General features: G+C 43.0%; 13 protein-coding genes and 3 pseudogenes. 13 read left to right on the top strand and 3 right to left on the bottom strand.

The genetic code is table 11. The features are described 5' to 3' along the window. Nucleotides 1–28: 28 nt before the first annotated feature. Entirely contained in the window at nt 29–2677 is a 2649-nt protein-coding gene (locus tag SU60_RS20990; RefSeq protein ID WP_128814605.1) for an Agd3-related carbohydrate deacetylase, read from the bottom strand. An 892-nt stretch (nt 2678–3569) separates the two neighbouring features. Between SU60_RS20990 and SU60_RS04235 the strand changes: the two genes are divergently transcribed. From SU60_RS04235 to pelG, 8 genes are all read left to right on the top strand, one after another. Continuing rightward, nucleotides 3570–6167 carry an endo alpha-1,4 polygalactosaminidase gene (locus SU60_RS04235; protein ID WP_245228352.1) on the top strand — a complete coding sequence of 866 codons (2598 nt, stop codon included), beginning with the start codon at nt 3570–3572 and terminating at the stop codon, nt 6165–6167. 7 nt (nt 6168–6174) lie between these two features. Beyond that, nucleotides 6175–6945, top strand: a complete 771-nt coding sequence (locus tag SU60_RS04230) for a tetratricopeptide repeat protein (protein WP_041154470.1) — start codon at nt 6175–6177, stop codon at nt 6943–6945. Between the two features lie 35 nt (nt 6946–6980). Continuing rightward, nucleotides 6981–9713: a tetratricopeptide repeat protein gene (locus tag SU60_RS04225; protein WP_041154469.1), complete on the top strand. Its 2733-nt coding sequence runs from the start codon at nt 6981–6983 to the stop codon at nt 9711–9713. A gap of 12 nt (nt 9714–9725) precedes the next feature. Next, nucleotides 9726–10244 (top strand): lipoprotein, encoded by a 519-nt coding sequence (locus SU60_RS04220; protein ID WP_041154468.1) that lies wholly within the window; start codon nt 9726–9728, stop codon nt 10242–10244. Nucleotides 10245–10291: 47 nt separating this feature from the next. Then, the gene (locus SU60_RS04215; protein ID WP_041154467.1) at nt 10292–11623 is read left to right on the top strand and encodes a hypothetical protein; all 1332 of its coding nucleotides are present in this window, start codon (nt 10292–10294) and stop codon (nt 11621–11623) included. Then, nucleotides 11601–12272 (top strand): hypothetical protein, encoded by a 672-nt coding sequence (locus tag SU60_RS04210; protein ID WP_041154466.1) that lies wholly within the window; start codon nt 11601–11603, stop codon nt 12270–12272. Before SU60_RS04215 ends, SU60_RS04210 begins: the two co-directional genes overlap by 23 nt. 292 nt (nt 12273–12564) lie before the next feature. Further along, nucleotides 12565–14103 (top strand): GT4 family glycosyltransferase PelF, encoded by a 1539-nt coding sequence (pelF, locus tag SU60_RS04205; protein WP_041154465.1) that lies wholly within the window; start codon nt 12565–12567, stop codon nt 14101–14103. After that, nucleotides 14084–15457 (top strand): exopolysaccharide Pel transporter PelG, encoded by a 1374-nt coding sequence (gene pelG, locus SU60_RS04200; protein WP_041154464.1) that lies wholly within the window; start codon nt 14084–14086, stop codon nt 15455–15457. Before pelF ends, pelG begins: the two co-directional genes overlap by 20 nt. A 25-nt stretch (nt 15458–15482) precedes the next feature. On the opposite strand, the gene SU60_RS04195 is transcribed toward pelG, so the two are convergent. Continuing rightward, nucleotides 15483–16445: an endo alpha-1,4 polygalactosaminidase gene (locus SU60_RS04195; protein WP_041154463.1), complete on the bottom strand. Its 963-nt coding sequence runs from the start codon at nt 16443–16445 to the stop codon at nt 15483–15485. 298 nt (nt 16446–16743) lie between these two features. Here SU60_RS04195 and SU60_RS22240 point away from each other — a divergent pair. The 4 genes and pseudogenes from SU60_RS22240 to SU60_RS04180 form a co-directional block, all read left to right on the top strand. Beyond that, nucleotides 16744–17009 (top strand): annotated as a pseudogene (locus tag SU60_RS22240) (IS5/IS1182 family transposase); the annotation flags it as partial. A 499-nt stretch (nt 17010–17508) separates the two neighbouring features. After that, entirely contained in the window at nt 17509–18771 is a 1263-nt protein-coding gene (locus SU60_RS04190; RefSeq protein WP_164833027.1) for an endo alpha-1,4 polygalactosaminidase, read from the top strand. A 198-nt stretch (nt 18772–18969) separates the two neighbouring features. Then, nucleotides 18970–19104, top strand: a pseudogene (locus tag SU60_RS04185) (thioredoxin TrxC); the annotation flags it as partial. Between the two features lie 355 nt (nt 19105–19459). Beyond that, the gene (locus tag SU60_RS04180; RefSeq protein ID WP_041154462.1) at nt 19460–20620 is read left to right on the top strand and encodes an MFS transporter; all 1161 of its coding nucleotides are present in this window, start codon (nt 19460–19462) and stop codon (nt 20618–20620) included. Nucleotides 20621–20680: 60 nt separating this feature from the next. Here SU60_RS04180 and SU60_RS21205 read toward each other — a convergent pair. Beyond that, nucleotides 20681–21054 (bottom strand): annotated as a pseudogene (locus SU60_RS21205) (nitrous oxide-stimulated promoter family protein). Nucleotides 21055–21224: 170 nt separating this feature from the next. On the opposite strand from SU60_RS21205, the gene SU60_RS04175 reads away from it, so the two are divergent. Continuing rightward, entirely contained in the window at nt 21225–21413 is a 189-nt protein-coding gene (locus tag SU60_RS04175; protein ID WP_041154461.1) for a DUF2986 domain-containing protein, read from the top strand. Nucleotides 21414–21441 lie beyond the last annotated feature (28 nt).

Genomic DNA, 21441 nt, shown 5'->3' with positions numbered 1-21441 from the left:
AAATTGATAAAACTAACCTTACGACACTCTAATCAAGTGAGCGGTTAACGGTAAATACCTGACCGTTTTCATCCACTGTAGCTTTCACTTGATATTGGCCGCCATAATTGTCGCTGCTCTCTAGGCCTGTCATTCGTACTGTTACAGGACTATCGGCAGTAACGGTAACGGTATTAGCATTTCGATCCCATACCCCTCTTACATTGGCTTCGCTTGCGAGCAGTTTTTCTTTACTCATTTCACCGTTACTTAAGTAATCAATATTTATTATTGGCAATTGCATATAGGAATTGTATTTATTCACGACAGCATTTAGCCAATCATAGACCAGTGTATCTCCACCGCCATAATTACGAAGATTAGCGCTATGGAAGTAATGAGGCCATGGTTTGAACGACAGCATATGACGTAATGTTGTTTCTGCTTCAGCTGCTAATATTTCGCCATAGTTACGAGGCTCGCAAATAGATCCTGGGTACTCATCACAAGGTCTCCCTTCTACATAAAGTGGAGAAGTAGGATCTTCTTTATACCGTTCATAAAATATATAGTTATACTCATCTGTTAACTCTGCTGGCGTCGTTACATTGTAAAACACCGATGTAGGATAACGTGGTAATAACATCACATTACTTTTTGGCGCGGACGCTAGATCCTCGCAAGTATCAACCGGTACTGATGGTAAAAACTGCACACTGTTTTGACATTCGCGAGACGAGTCAGATGCAAGATATTCTACGCCCAGATATTCCAATACATCAACAAACGCCATATTCAACCCCAGAGGATACGGAGTTACCAAGTCAGGCGAATATTCCCCATCTGAGTTTTCGGCATCTTCGAGTCCAGAGTGGTTTCCGGTTACCAGTACTTTTGAATCATTTATATAATTGGGGAAATTTAACTCCTCCGAAACATTATAATTTTCGTGTATTTCATCAAACGCGATACCGAAAGTCGCACCAGCACTAGCATACATATCTCGGTGAGTCAGCGTATGGTTAATAAAGCGGAAATGATCTTTATTATCTACTATCGTATCAGTCAAAGGCTGAGAATCAGGCAAATATTCTATATATAGTTTTGGACGATAATTTTCATTATTTGCTTCTCGAGTATAAAGCTCAACCCAAGTATTTTTCTTCGCTCTGACAAGAAATCCATAATTATTAGTTCCATCAGACTCTTTCCACTGATTTACAATCGAAGTGACATCAGCTTCGATAATACCTTTAGTATCTGCGCCAGCGCTCGGCTTATAGGTGTAAGGAACACACGATCCTGTCCGTAATCTGTCTCGCCAGTTGGCTGACTCATCCCAGGCTCTATCTACCATGCATACATGTCCACTAGGTGAACGTGAGCTAACATTATTTGCGGTAGTAATAGTGAGTATCGCTCTTGCCGCCTCGGGATTACTATCAATTCCCGAGGGCAATTGGACACTACCAAAATCGAACAGCGCGTGTTCCCTATATATTTTGAAAATGTTTGATGAATAAGCGGTTTCTTGAGATCCGTTGTCAGCACGTCGATAAAAAGAACTGATATAAGTATCCTGCTGAGATTGTAAAGGCGCTCTTGCCGCTCCTATTCCGTTGTAAACAAAATCTAGCTTGAACTCAGATACGATGCCGAGGTGAGAACTCACAAACTGACCATTGGCATCAACGATATTGTTTATATCTGTTGGTGTTGTACGATAACTCAAACTGCCCGGAGTCGTATTCGAAACAGGATCCCATATTTCATCTGCGATAAAGATGTCATCAATATGAGCTGCCAGATAGACTTTACGCGAACCAATAAATACTCCTTGAGTTGCAAAGTTTAGGAACTCGTAATTCAATACTTGGGAGTTGATTAGGTACCAAGAGTTTGTCACGGTTGAAAGCAGTACTTCTCGCCCATCAGGATACTCAACCCTAGATATTAGAGCTTTGCCTGAAGCTTGATCAATTAACAGCGGTGTAGCGGTCGCATCAAGTATCACGTCTGCGTTACAGTAGAGAGCACTGTCTCTTGGAGTAGCCAGAAACTTTTCTCCTATCAACGCTACAGGCTGGTTTCTATTAACATATTCAAATACTTCTTTATCATTGGTAGAACCAGAGGGAATATTCCAACTAGCTGTTAAATCATCATAAGTAAGCTCTACTCCCTGATAGTGCATACCGTAATCCAGATCTAAATCTTGTTTAGCCCAGCACCATGGTATCGGATCTCCAGACATCACTGATTCGCGCACTTTATATTGCCGCTCATAATCATGAAGTAACTGCCACTCTTCCAACGTAAAGGCAGAGCTCCATGGGTTGCCTTCGTCTGGGTAATAAAGAAATGAATTAGTTAGAATGATGCCATTATAGTTACCCTGACCGTTAGTGACCAGTTTATCCCAGTCTAGAACTTCAGTACTGGCATCAAGAACATCGTATGGCACTCCCATCTCATCCAGAATATCGTCGATTGCATCCAGTCCGCGCGCATAATTTGGATTCAGTTCGCCATATGAAGTGGTTTCATTAGTGTCTGCCGTCGGCGAAATAATCAGTACCTTTAGGGCAACATTAGGAATTGAGGCTTCCGAAAACGAAAATGCGGAAAACGACAACATCGAGCATAAAAGAAGTATCTGCTTAATGGATATCTTTTCACCAATGCATCTAGATAACATAATTGCTTATCCTTAAGAAAGTGTTTGGCTTCGACTTAAGCCGCTTTAACCTCAGACCATCCGCTGTACAACTGCATCAGAGTTTTTTTAATTTCTTACGACATCGGCCTCATTATGCCAACGCTCAGATAACTCGGGTATGTCAATGTCTGAAATGAGCCCTGTTTGATCAGTTCAAGTGTAGTAAGCGTCACACTTTTAGCAAATACTAAAAATAATATTATCAATATCGAATTTTTTTCGCATTACAACCGTGACAACGTGACAAATCACATCAGAACGTTGTGGTGGACAGTGTACGACTCCTTTTCCGACGTGGGTTTCAAAAGGGGCGGCAACTCACTCATTGGCATTAAAATCTAATGCTATGCCTATACTTTTTGCTTAATAGCCCTGCAATGTAGAGCTTTGGCAGTAACACGTCGAGCGATTTTTCTAGGTGGGTTGAATTAGAAGGTAGAGTTCAATGTCACATAAAAAGTCGACCATCTTTGGAAATATAAAAGAGACAGTAGATGACCAAATATTAAGTTTTAAAATTAACTCATTATATAAATCAATTAGATAATTGACCCAATATTTCGCAGTCTATTAAGTACGAATTTTTCTCAGTCTAAAGTGAGAGCATTTTGTTACTTACTTGCCGACAAATGAATTCAGAGCTTTCTCATAGTTGAGACATTTAATTAAAAATTTCGAGCCAAGTGTGTTTTTTGCAATATGTCTAGAACAGATACACACTTTATCTACATCACATATAAAACTATGGTGTTGCATGCGATCTTCGATAATGATTTGTCTTTTAATAGGAAGTTTCAATGCTCCCGCTTTTGGGAGTATCCCCCCCTCTATTGCGTTCTATTACAATCAAGTCGATTCAGTACGTGAGTTAATGAATTATGATCGAGTGGTGGTCAATCCAACGCTGATAAGCCCAGAGCAAATAGCAACGCTTCAAACTTCTGGGACATTGGTGTTCGCCTATCTTAGTGTCGGAGAATATGGCGGAGCAACACTGCCTGATTCACTGCGTACAGCCTCTCCATTCAAAAATGGCAATTGGAATAGTCATGTGATGGACCTAACTTCATCTAATTGGCAATCATACTTACTTAACCAAGCCAGTTCTCTGACCAATCAGCACTTCGATGGCTTGTTCCTAGATACCTTAGATAGTTACACGCTACTGAGTCAAAGTGACTACGATTTGTCTGCACAACAAAGTGCTCTGACTGATATCTTGACGGCATTAAGCGACGCATCCAATAAACCTAAATTGATGTTTAATCGTGGGTTTGAACTACTGAATTCCTTGTCTTTCAAACCTTATGCCGTGGTCGCAGAATCGCTATATCATAAATATGACCCTGTGAGTCAGGAATACAGTGAAACTTCGGCCAATGATTACAAGTGGCTCAACAACCAGCTCGATCTTGTCAAAGCCAAAGGGATAGAAACCATTGTCATTGACTATATTCCTGCTTCACGAAGAGCCGATCAAAAACGGGCTGCTCAGCGCCTCATTGATGAGAAAAGCACGCCTTATATCAGTGACGGGTTACTGTATGAATTTGGCATAAGTAGCGTCGAGCCAATTGCCCGACGGATATTAGGACTCTATGAAAGTCCGGAAATGAATCCTGCGGCCTCTTCATGTCATCGTAACCTAGCGATGCCAATTGAATATCTAGGGTATGTCCCTGAATGTGTTGATATCAAGTCTGTTTCTTTAAATAACTTGGACATTAGTCGCTATGCCGGTGTCATTATCTGGTTAGATGAGGGAGGGTTTCAGAAGTTTCCAGCAGTACAAAGCTGGCTATATCAACTGATCGGTTCCGTTCCGGTTTTATTTATTAACGCCCTGCCCACCGATCCAAAATTTCTGGCCAAGCTCGGAATTCAAGCTAGAGAGAAACTTGCGGGAAATATAGAGCAGCGAAAGGGCAAAGATTGGACGGCGAGATACTACCCGGTATCATTCAGCGAGTTTGACTCCTCTCCTGCGTGGCAGTCTAACAATTCCGATATCAAAACCTTGGTGTCTTTCGTTGATGAGTCTGGCAGAGAATCGACGCTCTTGTTTAGCGCCCTTTGGGGCGGGGCGGCGTTAAGTCCAATGCCAATGAATTACCTTGCCAATGGACAACAATCCTGGGCCGTTGATCCATTCCGCCTGATCACAGAAACACTGAGTCTTCCAGTGATTCCAGCGGCCGATATCACCACTGAATCAGGCCAACGTATTTTGACCAGCCATATTGATGGTGATGGTTTCGGATCCAAAACCTGGCTGCCAGGAACCCCCATTGCCGGGGACGTCATTTATCAGCAAATACTGCGCAAATACACGCTTCCTGTTACAGTTTCTGTGGTTGTCGGAGACATAACCAACCGCGAGATAACAGAGTCAAAAAGGTATGCACTTACCCAGAGCGCCCAAAAAATTTTTAGCGAAAGCAATGTAGAAATTGCCTCGCATACCTATAGTCACCCAGAATATTGGTACCCTGATTCTGGCGTTCAAAATGCCAAACAGATGGCTTCTTCAACAAACGTCCGAGATGAGATAGTAAAGAGTACGGCGTACATTAATGCTCACCTCGCCCCTGCGAGTAAAAAAGTCAAATTGATACTTTGGTCTGGTCAGTCTGACCCGGATCAACAAGCGCTAATGGTGGCCACTAATGCGCATTTGTTAAATGTAAATGGCGGCAACAGCTATGCCGTAAACGGTGCGGATGACTTGTCACGAGTGTCTGCTGCCATTCAATGGTATCCCAATGCTGTACAAGTCTACGCCCCCATAGCTAATGAACTAAGCTATACGCGTCAGTGGACTGCGAACTATGATGGTTACCGTCGTGTGCTAGAGACTTTTGACATTCTGGGCGAACCTCGTCGCTTAAAACCCATCAGTATCTATTTCAACATGTATTCTGCACAGTACCCTGCCTCACTCCAAGCTCTGAAAACCGTCTATGACTGGGTACTCTCTCAAGCGACAACACCACTTTTTCTCAGTGAGTATGCCTTGCGAGCCAAAAGTCTATACGAAACGGGAATCGCAAAAACTTTAGATGGCCGCTGGCAGATCACCTCTTCCGGCGTCAAAAGCATTCGACTGGCCGATAGGCTTGGTTATCCAACAGGGGTGGATTTGGCAGGTTGGAATCAAGCTAAAGATGGTAAGTTCCTAATTCTTAAACAACCTCGAACAGTGTTTTCAACTCACCAAAACGATCCAAAAACAGTACGATTACAGAGTGCCAATGGTGTTCTGCTTAAATGGCAGAAGAGCGGAAGTATGATCAATTGGTCAATACAGTCTCACCAGCCATTAGAACTGACAATCTATGGCACTCAAGATTGCCAGTCACTTACAGGAGAACCTCTTCGCAAGCGCGTTATCTCAAATGATTCCATCCATTTCCATTCATCGAAAAGCGGAGTTCTGTCCGGAACGCTTCGCTGTGTACCTCTACGGTAATTAGAATATGAGTAATTCACGCGTCAACCCACCAGAGCAATCTTACATAGCGAAGAGTAGACCAAAAACTCATCTAATCAATAAGTCTACTCTTGTTCTTATCGCCGTTTTTTCGCTCGGCACCATGTGGTTTGTCGCTCCAACCAAGCTTATGTTAATTCAGCTTATTGAGCAGTCCGCCTCACCTCAGATATCCCTAGCTTTTCTGAATCAGTTGTATAAATTCGACCCAGAAAATCGTGATATCGTGAAGAAAATAGCCGATAAATACATCGAACTTGGTCAACTTGACGATGCCAGTCGTCTGCTGGAAACAATGTTGATTGACAATAATGGAGAGCGAGATTGGCAGGCAACTGAATCTTATTTGTCGGTGCTGCTTGCCAGTTACTACAAAGCAACACCAGAACAACAGCTACAAGCTGAAGAGAAGTTAACCGCATTTTTTGACCTAATTGATGCTATCCCTGATGACGCTCTTGCCCGTCGTTTTGCCGATGCCGCCATTGGGTTTAACCTGCCTTTAAAGGGGCTGGATTATTTGTATTCGCACGTTGCAAGTGATGTCACCGACTACGACGAGCTAATCTCTCTAGCATTACAGGGTGAAAACTACGATTCTGCCTTAACGCTGAGCAAAGAAGCATTCCAACATTCTGAAGATATGCCACATGCGAACGACCTGTTTGATGTGTTTGCTGCCGTGAATCAACCACAACTAAGTAAAGAATTCATCGAACAGTATCAAGCACCCTCGCCAATACCCCTGATTACCTAAAAGCATCAAGTGACCACTCAGAAAAAGTTGGCAATTTGGATGTTGCTCTCGAGCAACTCAACAAGCTGGTTAAAGTCGAGCCGAAAGCGAGCCACTATCGACATAGTGCTGAAATTGCCGTCGCTTTAGAAGAATTAGCAGTAGCAACAGACGCATTACACCAAGCAATTGAACTTGAGGGAGATATACAAGATTATCAGGCATTGCACCAAATTTATCGATGGCAGGATGATATCAAAAATGCTCAGGCGGTCAGCATTGCCCTCTTGCCACTCTCACCAACGGAAGAGCAGCTTCGTAATGGTCTAGAAGACTCTCAGGCATTAAGTGATATCTACTATATTGGGGTTTTTCTGTCTGCCTTGGCCAAACAGAATCGGCTTCGTCAGGACGAATATTCACAATGGGTAGATGCAATTGAAAAGTCTCAGGGGACCGATGCAGCATTAAAAAGCGTTATCGAGCTAGCACAAACTCACCCTAACGATTCGCAACTAATCAGCCATAAAATGCGTCTTTATAGCTATCAGAATAATAGCCAGGCAGCTATCTCACAGTGGCGTGATCTGCGTCGACTTCGCTCTCCGACTCAAAAAGAAGCGTTAACAGCCTTAGATATGTTTTTAATGCAGCACCAACCCCAACAAGCCTTAAATGCTCTTATCGCCCCCGAAAACTGGCTGGAAGCAGAGAACCTCTATCTAAAAAGGGTCGCAGCGCTCGCATGGGAAACCAGTAACCGAGCTGTGGCGATAAAAAGTTTTAACCAACTCGCTACTCGCCAGAGTGACCAACTCGACATTTATCGCTACGTAAAAGTACTTTCGCCCCTTGATAGAGACAGTAGTGCAATGCTAGTTGCGCTTTATAGACAGACGGATAACGATCAAATTCTACTGTTGTTAATCTCTGAAAGCCAACAACGTGGCGATAGTGACAGACTGAAACAGTTAGTTGATCTGGCAGCAAGTGACCCGTCTCTCGTCCGTAATTTGGACGTGTTAAATATCCGGGTTGAGCTTTCTTTACAAGAGGGGAAAACTGATCAGGCCGCAGAACTGCTTAAGACTATTTTAGAAATTTCTCCGGCTGACCCGACCGCTATAAACAGCTTAATGTGGATAGCAATTGAAACCAAAGATCATCATCACCTGTCAGAACTCTATGACCGCTATAAACTGGTATTAGCGGATGATCAGAATTTATGGCTGGCTTTTGCTACCGCCAATCAACAACTGGGCAACTGGGCTGAAGCCGCAATTTGGTACAAACAGTTATTACTCAACAATGACGCTCCCGACGTGTCCATCCTGCTCAATTACGCGACATTGCTAGAAAAAACCGGCCAGTTAGATAAAGCGTACGAGCTGCGCAAATTTGTTCTCTACCAAAGGAAACAAGAACTACTGGCCAGTCAAGGGGGGGATTCTAGCTACCGGTCTCTCATCGCCCTGTTTACCAGCCCTACTTTTGCACAATCGATGATTGAATTTGAAGCGACGACGGCACCGAGCCCGGAACGTACCGCCGAGCTTTACAGACATTACCTAGCCAACAATCAAACCGATCGCTTGTTGTATTGGCAACAGAATACCGCGCTAGGCCAGTACCCTTTGCCTGACTGGCAGAAACTTTCCCTAGCGATGAAGCAGAACGATAAAGATGCTGTAGAACGTCTGCTGGCAAATTCAGTTAATTTACCGGTTACCGACAAGTATGCCGCGCTGAAAAAAGTTGGTCAGCAGCAAGCGGCTTGGGATGAAGGTGAAAATCTGCTCGGCACCATGCAAGATAAAGACTCGGAAGCGCAATTACTTAAAATGCATGCGCAGCAGAATCCGGATAAAAATCGCAGTCTACGCGGCCAAGTTTTATCGATTAGTTCATGGGATATCACCCGTTACAGCCTGGATTTCTATGCTCCGCACTCTTCTGGCTTCTGGCGACTTGGTAACGACTACCAGCAAACAAGCACAATAGACAATCTTCAGAGTAGTGATCTTAGGAACGAACATCGCTTGAGAGGTTCGTACCACCAGCAATTTTCTGATAGCAGTGCCGAAATTGGCTTTGATATCGCAGACGGTATTGGCGACCAACGGCTCGGGCTAATAGGACACTATCAGTTTGCCATTAATGACGATTGGCAGGCTAAATTCAGCTTAAGCCTGAATTCACACATAGAAGCGAGCAAACTATTAACCGTTGCTGGTCAAGACAATACCCTAGGCTTTAGCACCCATTATAGACTGACCAACCGGGAATCCCTCTCTTTGCGGCTCAACTATCATGATTTAAAAACGCGATTTGACGACAATATTGGCCAAGGCTGGGACATGAATCTGCGCGTAACAGAACAACTGTTTATTAACGATCCTGCCTGGCAGGCATACGCCGATATTTCAACACACAATATCAAACACGACAGCTCGCCCTTAACCGGGTTCAATCAGTGGTACCAGGGTAATACGCCTATCACAAGCAGCGATTTCATAGCAAACAGATACCAGAGGCTGTCTATTGGTCAACGTCTGTATCACGGAACACCAGGTCTACCGGGCCCTACAGTACCCTCCCCCCGATATTGGCTTGATACTTCACTCGGCTACAACACGGTTACTTCAAAGCCGGATCTTACTCTCAGTGCCGGGCTGGGCTGGGAAATTCTCGGCAGTGATGAGCTTTACCTGACGACTAGTTGGCAAAGCCAGGATCGAAACGGTACTGACTCATTACAACTGTCACTGGGCTACTACTACAGCTTCTAAAAGGACAATAAGATGAAGAATATCTTACTGATAACATTGAGCATGATCCTGTTCTCATGCAGCAATTACCAAATACCGGATAGCCCAACTTTTAGTGCGGCAAGCTCATGGGCCATCATGCCAATGATCAACAATGCCAATACTCCTATGGCGGCAGAAAAAGCGGAACAATTGGTCGCAACGCAGCTTTATGCAAAAGGCATCAGAACGATTCGGTACCCTGCGACAAACAACACTGATCTCCGCAGTGTGCTTGATTCAAGCGTGAAACAACAAAACGCCCAGGCATGGTTGGCAAACCAATCGGTAGATTATGTTATTACCGGCTCTATCGAAGAGTGGCATTACAAAAGCGGATTAGATGGCGAGCCTGCGGTGGGTTTAACGTTAGAAATTCAATCCGCCAAAACGGGTGAGGTGCGCTGGCGGGCGTCGGGCAGTCGAGTCGGCTGGGGACGCGAGAGCATTACTGGCACTGGTCAGGTAGTAATTGAAAAATTGCTCGATGGCATTGTGGTAACGCAACCATAGTGGACAGTTTTCGCTCGACAAAAAACATTAAGACTCAATGGTGTTATATGAGTAAACGGAACTTTAGACAGATAGTAAAAGGAAATCAAAGCAACGGCATCGCGTGGCTCGAGACGTCTGTTGTCACGCTAATCGTTATTTATATCTGGACTAAATCGGAATTACTGACACCGCCATTTGTTGAGCAGAGCTTTTTCTGGCCATTGATTGGTCCAATACTGATCGCATTGCGTTATGGACTCGCCAAGGGATTAACCTGCGCGGTCGTAACCAACATTGTCATCGCCTATATCATGCAGATAGACGGTCATCTTCAACAGTTTCCTCTCTCTCACGGGATCGGTATTGTCTTCACCACCTTGCTGGCTGGTGAATTTCAAAACCACTGGAACAGTACCAGCCGTCGTCTGTCGATGGAGCATCAGTACATGCGTGATAAATTGGCTCTATTCAGCAAAAACTACCACTTGCTTAAAGTTTCACATGACCAGCTCGAACAGCGCACGGCTAGCCAGAGCAGCAGTCTTCGATCAAGCGTTAAAGCCCTGAGCAATATTGCATACCAACACATTGAGCAGCGTCAGGAAAACCTTGCTGAACCGATCCTCAATTTAATGGCTGAAATTGCAGGGATTGAAGTTGCCGGATTTTACCAAGTTAATGGGAAAAATATTACCCCTAACGCACTATCGGTACGAGGTGAACAGCACCTATTAGACCTCACAGACCCAATGCTGCAAGAAATGCTGAAGGAGCAACAACTGCTTTCCGCTGCCAAATTGTCTGAGCAACAGGAGCATAAGTCTCGTTACCAACTCTGTATTCCGCTGGTTAATACTCATGGTGACATCCAGGCCGCTGTTCTGGCGGAAAGCACCAAGTTTTTCATGCTGAATCCGACCAATATTGCATTGCTCTCCGTTGTTGCTAACTATTCTGCAGACCTGCTGACTGACGAGTTCATGACTCCGACTCTACAGCAGAATCAGAAGTCGCTGTTTATCGACTATCTGGACAGGGCCAAAAATAACAATAAGCACTACGGAACAGACAGTTGTGTGATTGTCTTTATCGATATCAAAAACAAGTATCAACGAGCACTCAACTCTGCAATCGAGCATCATCGTGGGGCCGATATTTACTGGTGCTGTCAAACCGTCAACGGACAGCAAGCACTTACCGTTTTGCTGCCGATGACAACCTTGTATGGAGCGCAGCAGTTTGCTAATCGCCTCAACGCAATGATTCCGGTAGAAATACCGTCCCTTAACGCTGATTTCAAAATCATTGGCCCGCTGTCAGTAGAAAAGGATTGGGATAAAATTCAACAAGTTATTGTGCAGCTAGGAGACTTCTATGAAAATATGGCTGCTTCTTAGTGCTTTGGTGCTCGAGAGCATCAGTATAAATATGCTAATCCAGCACTCTGATACAATTCATGTTGAACTATACGCACTGGCTTACCACACTTTGGCCTGCGTCAGTTTGAGTGCCGCCTGCTGGCTAATGATGCCAACTAACTATAAATACCCACTAGGAAGTTCGATGGGTTTTCTTTTTATTTTTAACTGGTTACTTCCGGTTATCGGCATATTGGGAACACTCGGTTCGCTGCTGTTCGCCCTACACCTACCACGCAAAGTAAACAACGTCACTTGGCGATCTTATGAAGAAAGTCCGTTGCCGGTGAATCCGAAAAATATTCCCGTCGAACATTTAGGTATTGGTGCTTTGCGTGAGATTCTACTGTATGACAACGATCCAGAAAGGCATTTACTCGCTATCTCGGCGATTCGTAACCTACCCAATAAATACGCCGTGTCCATGTTACAACTTGCAAGAAGAGATCTGTCCGACGATGTAAGGTTGCAGGCCTATGCATCTCTGGAGCGAATAGAGACAGAAATAAATGAATCAATAAGCTTATTCAAAAAGCAATTTGAGCATAGGCCAACAGCGCATAAAGCGTATGAGCTAGCTCAACAATACTGGGAACTCTGCTATCTTGCATTGCCGAAGGCGTTCTAATCCAACTCTACTTAGAACAGGCCGAACAGTACCTGATTCATGCAAATAAAATCCAAGAGTCTGCATCATCTAACCTTTTATTAGGAAGAGTTTTTCTCAAGCAGAAGCGCCCATTAGACGCCACCCGTGTACTAAACAGAGCCCTAAATCAAGGAGCAATCATCAAGCTAGTTGCTCCCTATCTGGCGGAAGCAGCTTATATGATTGGCAATTACCGCGATGTACGACATTTCATTACTTACTTCCCAGACCAACATAACGAGTTAACTAGCCAGATAAAAGAGTATTGGAGATGAAATTCTTTAGTCGGAAGCAGTCCAAGGAACCTGTTGACGTTTGCCTACTACTTGAGGGCACATACCCGTATGTAAGAGGCGGTGTTTCTAGTTGGGTACACCAGATCATTCTAGGCCTGCCTGAACTGAAGTTTTATCTTATTTTTCTCGGTGGTCATCCGGACCTGTACAAAGAACCGGCCTATCAGTTACCAGGCAACGTTGTCGGATTTGAGGTTCACTTCCTATTACCAGATGCCAAAAAATACAACCCCCGAACCTGCTCAGGCAACGAGACACATTTTGCGACATTACGTGCTTTCCTGTCTTATTTTAATCACAGTTCGACGCCTATTCCGGGTGAACTGCTTCTCAGTGTTTCCAAAATACTTGGTAAACACGGTTCTCTGACAATGGAGGACTTTCTTTACAGTCGCTCCTCTTGGGAAATGTTGACCGATCAGTATACCTCTTATGCAGATACCGAATCGTTTGTCGACTACTTTTGGACGTATCGGAATATTTATCAACCGTTGTTCATTTTATCGAAAATATCTCAAAACCTGCCGGATGCGAAAGTATTTCACAGTGTTTCAACTGGTTACGCTGGATTTCTTGGTGCGCTATGCCACCAAATCACAGGAAGACCTCTGCTGCTTACCGAACACGGCATCTATACCAAGGAACGAAAAATAGATCTCTCGCAGGCTGAGTGGGCCAATAACCACCACGCTGCACTGGATATCTCTATGTATAAAGGGATAGATCTAATGAGAAAGACTTGGGTGCAATTTTTTGAGCAGCTCGGTCTCACCGCTTATCACCAGGCTAATAAAATCATCGCACTATTTGAAGGCAACCGACAACGGCAACACCAAGATGGCGCTCCGGATGACCGCACTCTAGTGATAGTCAATGGCATCGACGTCGATCGTTTTGAACGAGCCTATCAACAAAGACCTTTACATCCACCTTTAGTTGTAGGTTTAGTGGGCCGAGTGGTACCGATCAAAGACATCAAAACCTTTATTCGTACCATACGAATGGCGGTGGAGGAGCTGCCAGATCTGGAAGGCTGGATCATCGGCCCAACAGAAGAGGATCCAGACTACGTCTACGAATGCGATCTGCTGATCAAAAGCTTGGACATGAGTGACAATATCAAAATGCTTGGAAGTCAGAACGTGGCGGAAATCATTCCGAAAATTGGCGTAATGATGCTGACCTCTATCAGCGAGGCGCAGCCACTTGTGCTACTGGAGGCAATGGCTTCGGGTATTCCTTGTATTGCAACTGAGGTGGGTGCCTGCCGTGAGATGATAAAAGGTGCCAAGGGAGAAGATGCCGCGCTTGGTTCCGCAGGAGAAGTCATTCCTATAGCCAGCCCTCAGGAAGGGGTCAAAGCGATTACCAAAATTCTAGCCGATTCTGAAACGTGGCGAAAAGCCGGTGATATCGGCAAGAAACGAGTGCTTCGCTATTACAACGAAACCAGAATGTATGGTGCTTATCATAAGCTGTATCAGGAGGCCATTAATGGCGGGGATTGGATTTGAAATAAGAAAGATCCTGAAAAAAAACACGCTGCTATCAATCATAGAAGCTTATGGTCTAGCAGGGATTATCAGTTCAGGCCCCTGGATATTGACTATCCTTGCCATGCTGATTATCGGTCTAGTAACGCTTGGCATGAGCTTTCCGACCGAAGTCGTGATTCAGTTTTTGGTGATTGTCACCTACTTGATGGCAGGATCGCTTATCATCAGCGGACTACTCCAACTCTTAATTACCCGCTATATTTCCGACCTTGTCTCCATCAGGCAAGAACATCGCATTTTACCGAACCTACTCGGTGCTATGCTGATTATCAGCGTGTTGGCAGCTACCGTCGGCGTTGCGGTATTAAACTTTGCAGGTACTCTCGAACTAACGCTGAAGATTGTTATCTTTACCACGCTCATTCTGCTGAGTAATCAATGGCTAGCTATAATAATGTTGAGTGGTATGAAAAAGTACTATCGCATTTTGATCACGATGGCAATCAGTTACAGTTTGATGCTAGGCCTCAGTTTTTCTCTGCCACCTTCCGGTCTGCTAGGGCTGATGCTGATCTTTTGTTTCTGTCAGGGCATCCTCACGTTTGCATTCTTATATGACATTATCCGAGAGTTTCCTGCTGAACGATTGATTTCATTTGAATTTCTTAATCCCAAAAAGGCATTTTATTCACTGGTATTCTGTGGAGTTTTTTATAACCTGGGAGTATGGTTAGATAAGTTTGTGTTTTGGTTCAACACAGGAACCTCTCACCAAGTCATCGATATATTCCGAGCTTCTTATATATATGACCTGCCGATTTTCATCGCTTATTTGTCGGTCGTACCTGGTATGGCGGTATTTATGCTCCATATGGAAACAGAATTTGCTGATGCGTGCGTTCGTTTTTATGACGCTTTACGTAAAGGGGCAACTCTGACTAAAATTCATTCTCTAAAAGAGAATATGGTTTCAGCCTGCCAGAAAAGTCTGTATGAGATATTTAAAGTTCAAGGAATGACACTGTTACTTTTAATTTTATGGGCAGAAGATATTCTGGCATTATTAAATATTGACTTAACCTACTTACATCTATTTTACATAGACTTGGTCGGTGTTAGCTTACAAGTATTATTTATGGCCATACTGAATGTGATGTATTACCTAGACAAAAGAATGTCAGCACTATGGCTGATAGTGTTAATGGCAATTGGAAACGTTACACTATCCTCTATCACCATCATACTTGGACCGGTTTTCTATGGCTATGGATTCACCATCACTATGTTTATAGTATCAGTTATTGGCATGATAACTCTAGACAAGCAATTTGAAGACCTAGAATATCAAACATTTATGCTGCAACGCCCTTAGCAAGTAAGTAAACCAAATTTAGCTATCATGGATTACATGTGACCACCCCTACACCATCTAGATCGTAGGTCATTTTCCACAGCGATGAAATTTTTACACTGATAAAATACGGGCAAGCCAAATTTTTGTATGTATCCAGATCAGTTTCACCGACTTTACCGCTGGTATAATATTCCTGATTAAATACCGCCTTATTATTATTTAAAAATGTAACTTCATAGGATTGGCACTCATTACCATAAGCATAACATTGCTCACTAATCGCAAAGTCAAACGAAAATACCAGAACATTTAATTGGTCAATATCATTCTTTAATGCAATACTTAAGTTCCTAGCATGGGCTTCTTTGGCAAGCCACTTATTATAACTTAATTGGTGCTCTGGAGTAATTAATCCATGGGTTTCTTCAGTATTCTCAAATCCATCAACGTTATCCGGTTCCACCGCATCACAGCCATTATTTTTGGCTAAATCGAGTCTAGCAGACATTATAGGCTTGATAATATCGTTTAACGCCTGCTCATTGCCAATATTCAACCAGGTTTCACCTGGCCAGTCTTGCATGTCTCCATCAGCAATGACGGAATCGGGTGTGAATCGGTCTGCATCGGGACGCCAATTTTCTCGCGTTCCAGCGCTAAAGTAACATATGACTTTTTTACCAGCATTTTTAAGAGTCATAATTGGGCTATTGGTGCCACCCTTTACTCCGTCGAAAAGATCAATATCGTAAATACCAATATTGGGATCAATCATCAAGTCATCATAGTTTTGCAGTTGCCACATCCATCTAGATCCTGGGGTAGGAATCCACATTTCCGGAGATTCAACCAAAGGTGGTTCTATAGATGGTGGGTCAACAACAGGGAGCTTTTCAGAACCTGAAGTTTCTGTGTCATTTTTGCTTGAATCACATGCAGTTAACAAAGACAGACTGATAACAGCAGCGAAAATTATGTCTTTACTAGACAGCTTGATTATTTTCATTGTCTTCCTCTACTTATTATGAACAGCACAATTTATCATTCACAACCTAACAGAAAGATCATGGGTAAATAGATGCATAATATTTAAACTGAACACCATACTATTAATATATCAGTATTCAACGCTACAATTTAAAATATAGACAATGACAAATTGCCAAATGTCATTATTAACGTTTATCTCAATTGTTGAACGAATTTTTCTGCAGAAGATGAAGCTTTCAGAACGAGAGTTAAGAACTAACCCCCTGATTAAGTTATGATCTTAATGTCTCCTCTCCGTATTCCTCAATAACATTATAGTTGCGACATACCTGAATTTATATAATGTCACGGATGCAGAATTTCTTCCTAATTTACACGCTGATAACTCATCGAGATACCTTTCGATGGTGCTTGTGACACAAGGTATTGCCATGATGCCATAAGGAGCAAGCGAGCCGTTGCTAGGTGGGATTTTACGCCTGACAAAGTACAATGCCAGGTTAGAGAAACTTAAGACATGATTAAAGCGATGAACAAACTGACAGGGCTTAAGATACCCGAAACACAGTATGTTATTTAACAATTATTCAATTACTGGAAATTTGGTGGTCTGTTCAATTTACGCAAAAAAATAACGATTAGTAATTGTTTTCCTTAGTATTAGCTAGTTTGTTAGACTAAATCCAATATGCGATTAGTTTTAGACAAATATCGTTTATATAGTCTTTAAACCGTAAAGTTCAAAAATAATATGTGTGACTACACATATAGTTCACAAATCCAGAATATATCACTATGTTTTCTCTATCAAAAACCAACTTGACTGTAAATTGACCAACTTTTGTTTGAGTTTTAAATAACTTTACTGGTAAGATTATTCCACCTCATGAATTAGTGCGCTTTATATATCTATTAAATAGTATACGTTAGCTCATAAGTAATATCATGTTAACTTAATCAATACTTTAACCTACTCCTTTTAGATAATTGTATGAATTATTTTCTACTTGGCGAATTTTTTCGTCACGGGAAGTTATTTTTATAATTTACTCTTTAACTCAATTTTTATAGGCATTAAGTTGGAAAAATTAAAATCTACTCGTCCTGGAAATAAAAAGAACAAATTCACTACACTTCGCGTAGCCGCTTTAGTCCCTTTTTATCTACTAGCAAATCCAGGAATATCTATTGCGGCAACAGACAATTTACTCGCCGTAAATGACTACGTTGAAATCACAGAAATAGGCGCGACGACTATCAACATACTGGGCAACGATACCTATGCTATAAAGCCAAGCATCACTGTTACTAAGCCTTCTCGCGGAAGAGTTCGTATCAAAAATAATGGTAAGGTAAGGTATCGACCTAACAGAAAGTTTGAAACAACAGACTTCTTTACCTATACCATCAGTGACGGTGTTAATAGTTCCACCGCGACGGTTAATATCTCTCTAGTTTCAGATGAAATCATTATTGATAACGGTACTGATAACACTACCGACGGTACAGATAGCACTGATAATGCTGGTAACGCTACCGACGGTTCGGGCTCTAGCAACGACAGATGGATTCCTGCGCCGGGTACAACTTGGACGTGGCAACTTGAAAACTACAACAACCTGACCATTGACCCAGAAGTAGAAGTTTACGGCGTCGATCTTTTTGACGGTATCGACGAAGGTGTTATTTCAAACCTCAAAAAACAAGGTAAAAAAGTAATCTGTTACTTTAGCGCGGGTACGCGTGAAGATTGGCGACCAGATGCAGGCGACTTTTCTGCGGATTCTGTTATTGCAAACGGCGGAATGCAAGACTGGGCTGGTGAAGTATGGCTAGACATCAGCAACCAAAAGGCATTAAACGACAGTATCAAACCAATTATGGCTGCACGTTTAGAACTTGCTGCGCAAAATGGATGTGACGGTGTAGAACCAGACAACGTTGACGCATTTGAAAACACTGAAGAAACTCAAGGTTACATCAACTCAGATGACCAGCTAAGCTACAACAAATGGCTAGCGACCGTTGCACACGAGAAAGGCTTAAGTATCGGCCTTAAGAATGATGTTGGCCAAACGGACGAACTCGTCGACTATTTTGATTATGCAATCAATGAACAATGTTTTGCTTACGGAAATGAATGTACTACCTACGAAGACAACTTCCTAAAACAAAATAAAGCGGTATTTAACCAGGAATATTACACTCGTGGTAGAGGTGGCGAAATTGACAAATATACATTCCAATATACAGCATGCCCTTACTTTAAAGATGTGAAAATTTCTTCAAACTGGAAAGTTGGCTACGCATTAGATGGCTCAGATATTGTTCGTTGTGAATAAATAGTACTTCTTTAACTAACCTCTTACTACTCGACCAGCAAGTCTATGCTGGTCGACGTTTATTAGATAGAAATGAATCTAATTACATACTACTTTCAGCTTGACCAGTTTCTAGCCCGACTGGCTTTTGCTCTCGAAACTTCTGCGTTGAGTATTCATGTTGGATTAACTAAGCGCATTGCTTAACTCATTAACGGATTATTAGCACAATTTGCGATTCGTAGTATCCCTACTGTCATGGTGTTCAAAGATGCTCAACGTGTCGACATGATCAACGGGGCGCTGTCTAAAAGCCAATTTGATCAGTGGTTAAATCAAGCGATTCATAAATAATCCCGTGTTGCCAGCCTCAGTGTAGGGCTGGCTATCTCACTGTCTTTTTTGATAATTTTCCTCTCCAGCCCATTCGCTAATTCACTCCAATTAACGATAAATAGTATTTGTCGTAACGAAAGGTTTAATTCGTTTTACTTGCTTCGTTATTGGCTGCATATTCGCGCCAAAATACCTAAGAACACTCCCATACAACTTCAAGAAACGTGTTGCGAATGCAAAAATGACGTAGAAAGTGCCTGCTAAGCTACTTCGTCGTTTTTCAACAATTCGCGCCAGTAACTATGCTCGTTATCGAGCTTCTTGTCGTTGTATCAGAGTTACTAAAATATCAAATGATCGATAGGCACAAACAGTGGACACTAACGTATTACAACGCACATTACCGCAAGTCAAAGTACCCGTCATCGCGCTATCATTGTACGCGGTGGCTTCGGGTTATTTAATGAGCCTGATCCCGCTAATGCTAAGCGAATATGGTATACCGTCTGAATTTGCCAGTTGGTTAGCAAGTAGCTTTTATGCTGGGTTACTGATTGGTGCACTGTTTATTGAGCGTATGGTGCGTCAAATGGGGCACCGAAAAGCGTTTGTCACTTGTCTGAGTGCGTTTACTCTGACCATTCTTGTCATGCCTGCATTTGCTGATGGGTTCGTATGGCTCATCGCTCGATTTATCGCAGGTATCACGGTGGCTGGGATCTTTGTGATCGTTGAATCTTGGTTAATGTCAGGAGATGAAACATCTCGTGCAAAACGTCTTAGCTTTTACATGCTGTCGTTATACGGTGGTTCTGCTCTAGGACAATTAGGGATTGGAGTGATTGGTATCAGCGGTGCAGTCCCGTTTATTGCGATCACAACGTTGATCTTAATGGCGGTGCTTGTGTTGATGTTTATCGATTGTGAACAACCAAATAGTCACGAGTCGACCGCTTTGTCATTCAAACAAATCATGCGATTAAACCACGCTGCTATTATTGGCTGCATGGTCTCGGGATTAACACTAGGTGCAATTTACGGACTGATGCCTGTTGAGTTAACTAACCGAAAAATAAACCATCAGGATATTGGAACTTTGATGGCATTGGTTATTTTGGGCGGTATGTTGGTGCAACCAACGGTAACGGCACTCAATCGTTACATGAGCCGCACCGTACTAATGGCACTATTCTGTATTGTAGGCATGTTCGCTATCGGCATGACTTTTGTTTCGACATCTGCAGTGGTATTAGCCGCTTCGCTCTGTCTTTTGGGCGCTGCTACTTTTGCGTTATACCCTATTGCTATTAACCTAGGATGCGATGGGCTTGATGAGCGTTTTATCGTCTCAGCGACGCAAGTAATGCTTTTTAGTTACAGTGTTGGGTCAGTATTTGGTCCTGTGGTTGCCGACCGATTTATGGGGCAAGAGCATGGATTGCTGGGCTACCTATTCGCCACTTTGGTTGCAACTGGCATCTACATGCTGTTGGCCGCGAGTAAATCAAAGCAACAGATTGCAACGGGTATGTAATCTGTCATTCTTCAGTCGACTAACGAGGGCCATTCGCCCTCGTTTCTGCACACCAGAATGTTATGCACTTTTGCGTTTATGGCGGTTAGAAGCATTCTCGGTTGGCTTCTTGGGGATCTCACCCCGTTCATGAATTAAATGGCGCACAGCAATATAGGATGCTTGAGTAACATCCTCGGACCAGAATATCGCATCACAAAGCGCATTTGTTCTTTTTGCTCGGGTTTATAACAGTGAATAGGACATTTGTTGCAGGTTGGCTTTTCCTCACCGTAAGGGCAACGATCAAGCCTCATTTGTGCATACCTCACCAAAGTTCGACATTCCGAGCATATCTCAGATTGACTGCCGTGGTGAGCTCGGCAATATACTTCAACCATTGCTTTGACGGTTTTGAATTCAGTGGCAAGTTTGCCAATTAACACTTCGCTCATTCTCACGCTCAACTTTTCGGCTTATACACATTCAATTCTGAGTAATACCGTATCACTCGTTCTGCCGTCGCCGCACGACTCTTTTAGAGTAAGGTTACATCCACTCACATAAAGTTGTAAGTTAGCAAAAAAGACACTATTCTGCCCAGCTAAATGAAAGGACGTGTCCCATGAATCGTAAAAAAAAGATCAATCAAATCCTAAAATCAAAGCAGAAAAAGCAAAACGCGAAACTGCACAAGAGCAACAAACCGCGCTACATTTCTAAAGCAGAGCGGGCTAAAATGGAAGCAGAAGAGCAAAACGCTGAGCTCTTTGATGCATCAGCGAATAATGAAGACGGGATTCAAGCAGAATAATCAGCCGCAAAGTACTCAGCCGTAAAGC

The sequence above is a fragment of the Vibrio mytili genome (assembly GCF_000830505.1).
In the GTDB taxonomy this organism is placed as follows: Bacteria; Pseudomonadota; Gammaproteobacteria; order Enterobacterales; family Vibrionaceae; genus Vibrio; species Vibrio mytili.
Note: the sequence above shows the minus strand (reverse complement) of the source record. Positions and strands in the feature narration are given on the sequence as shown.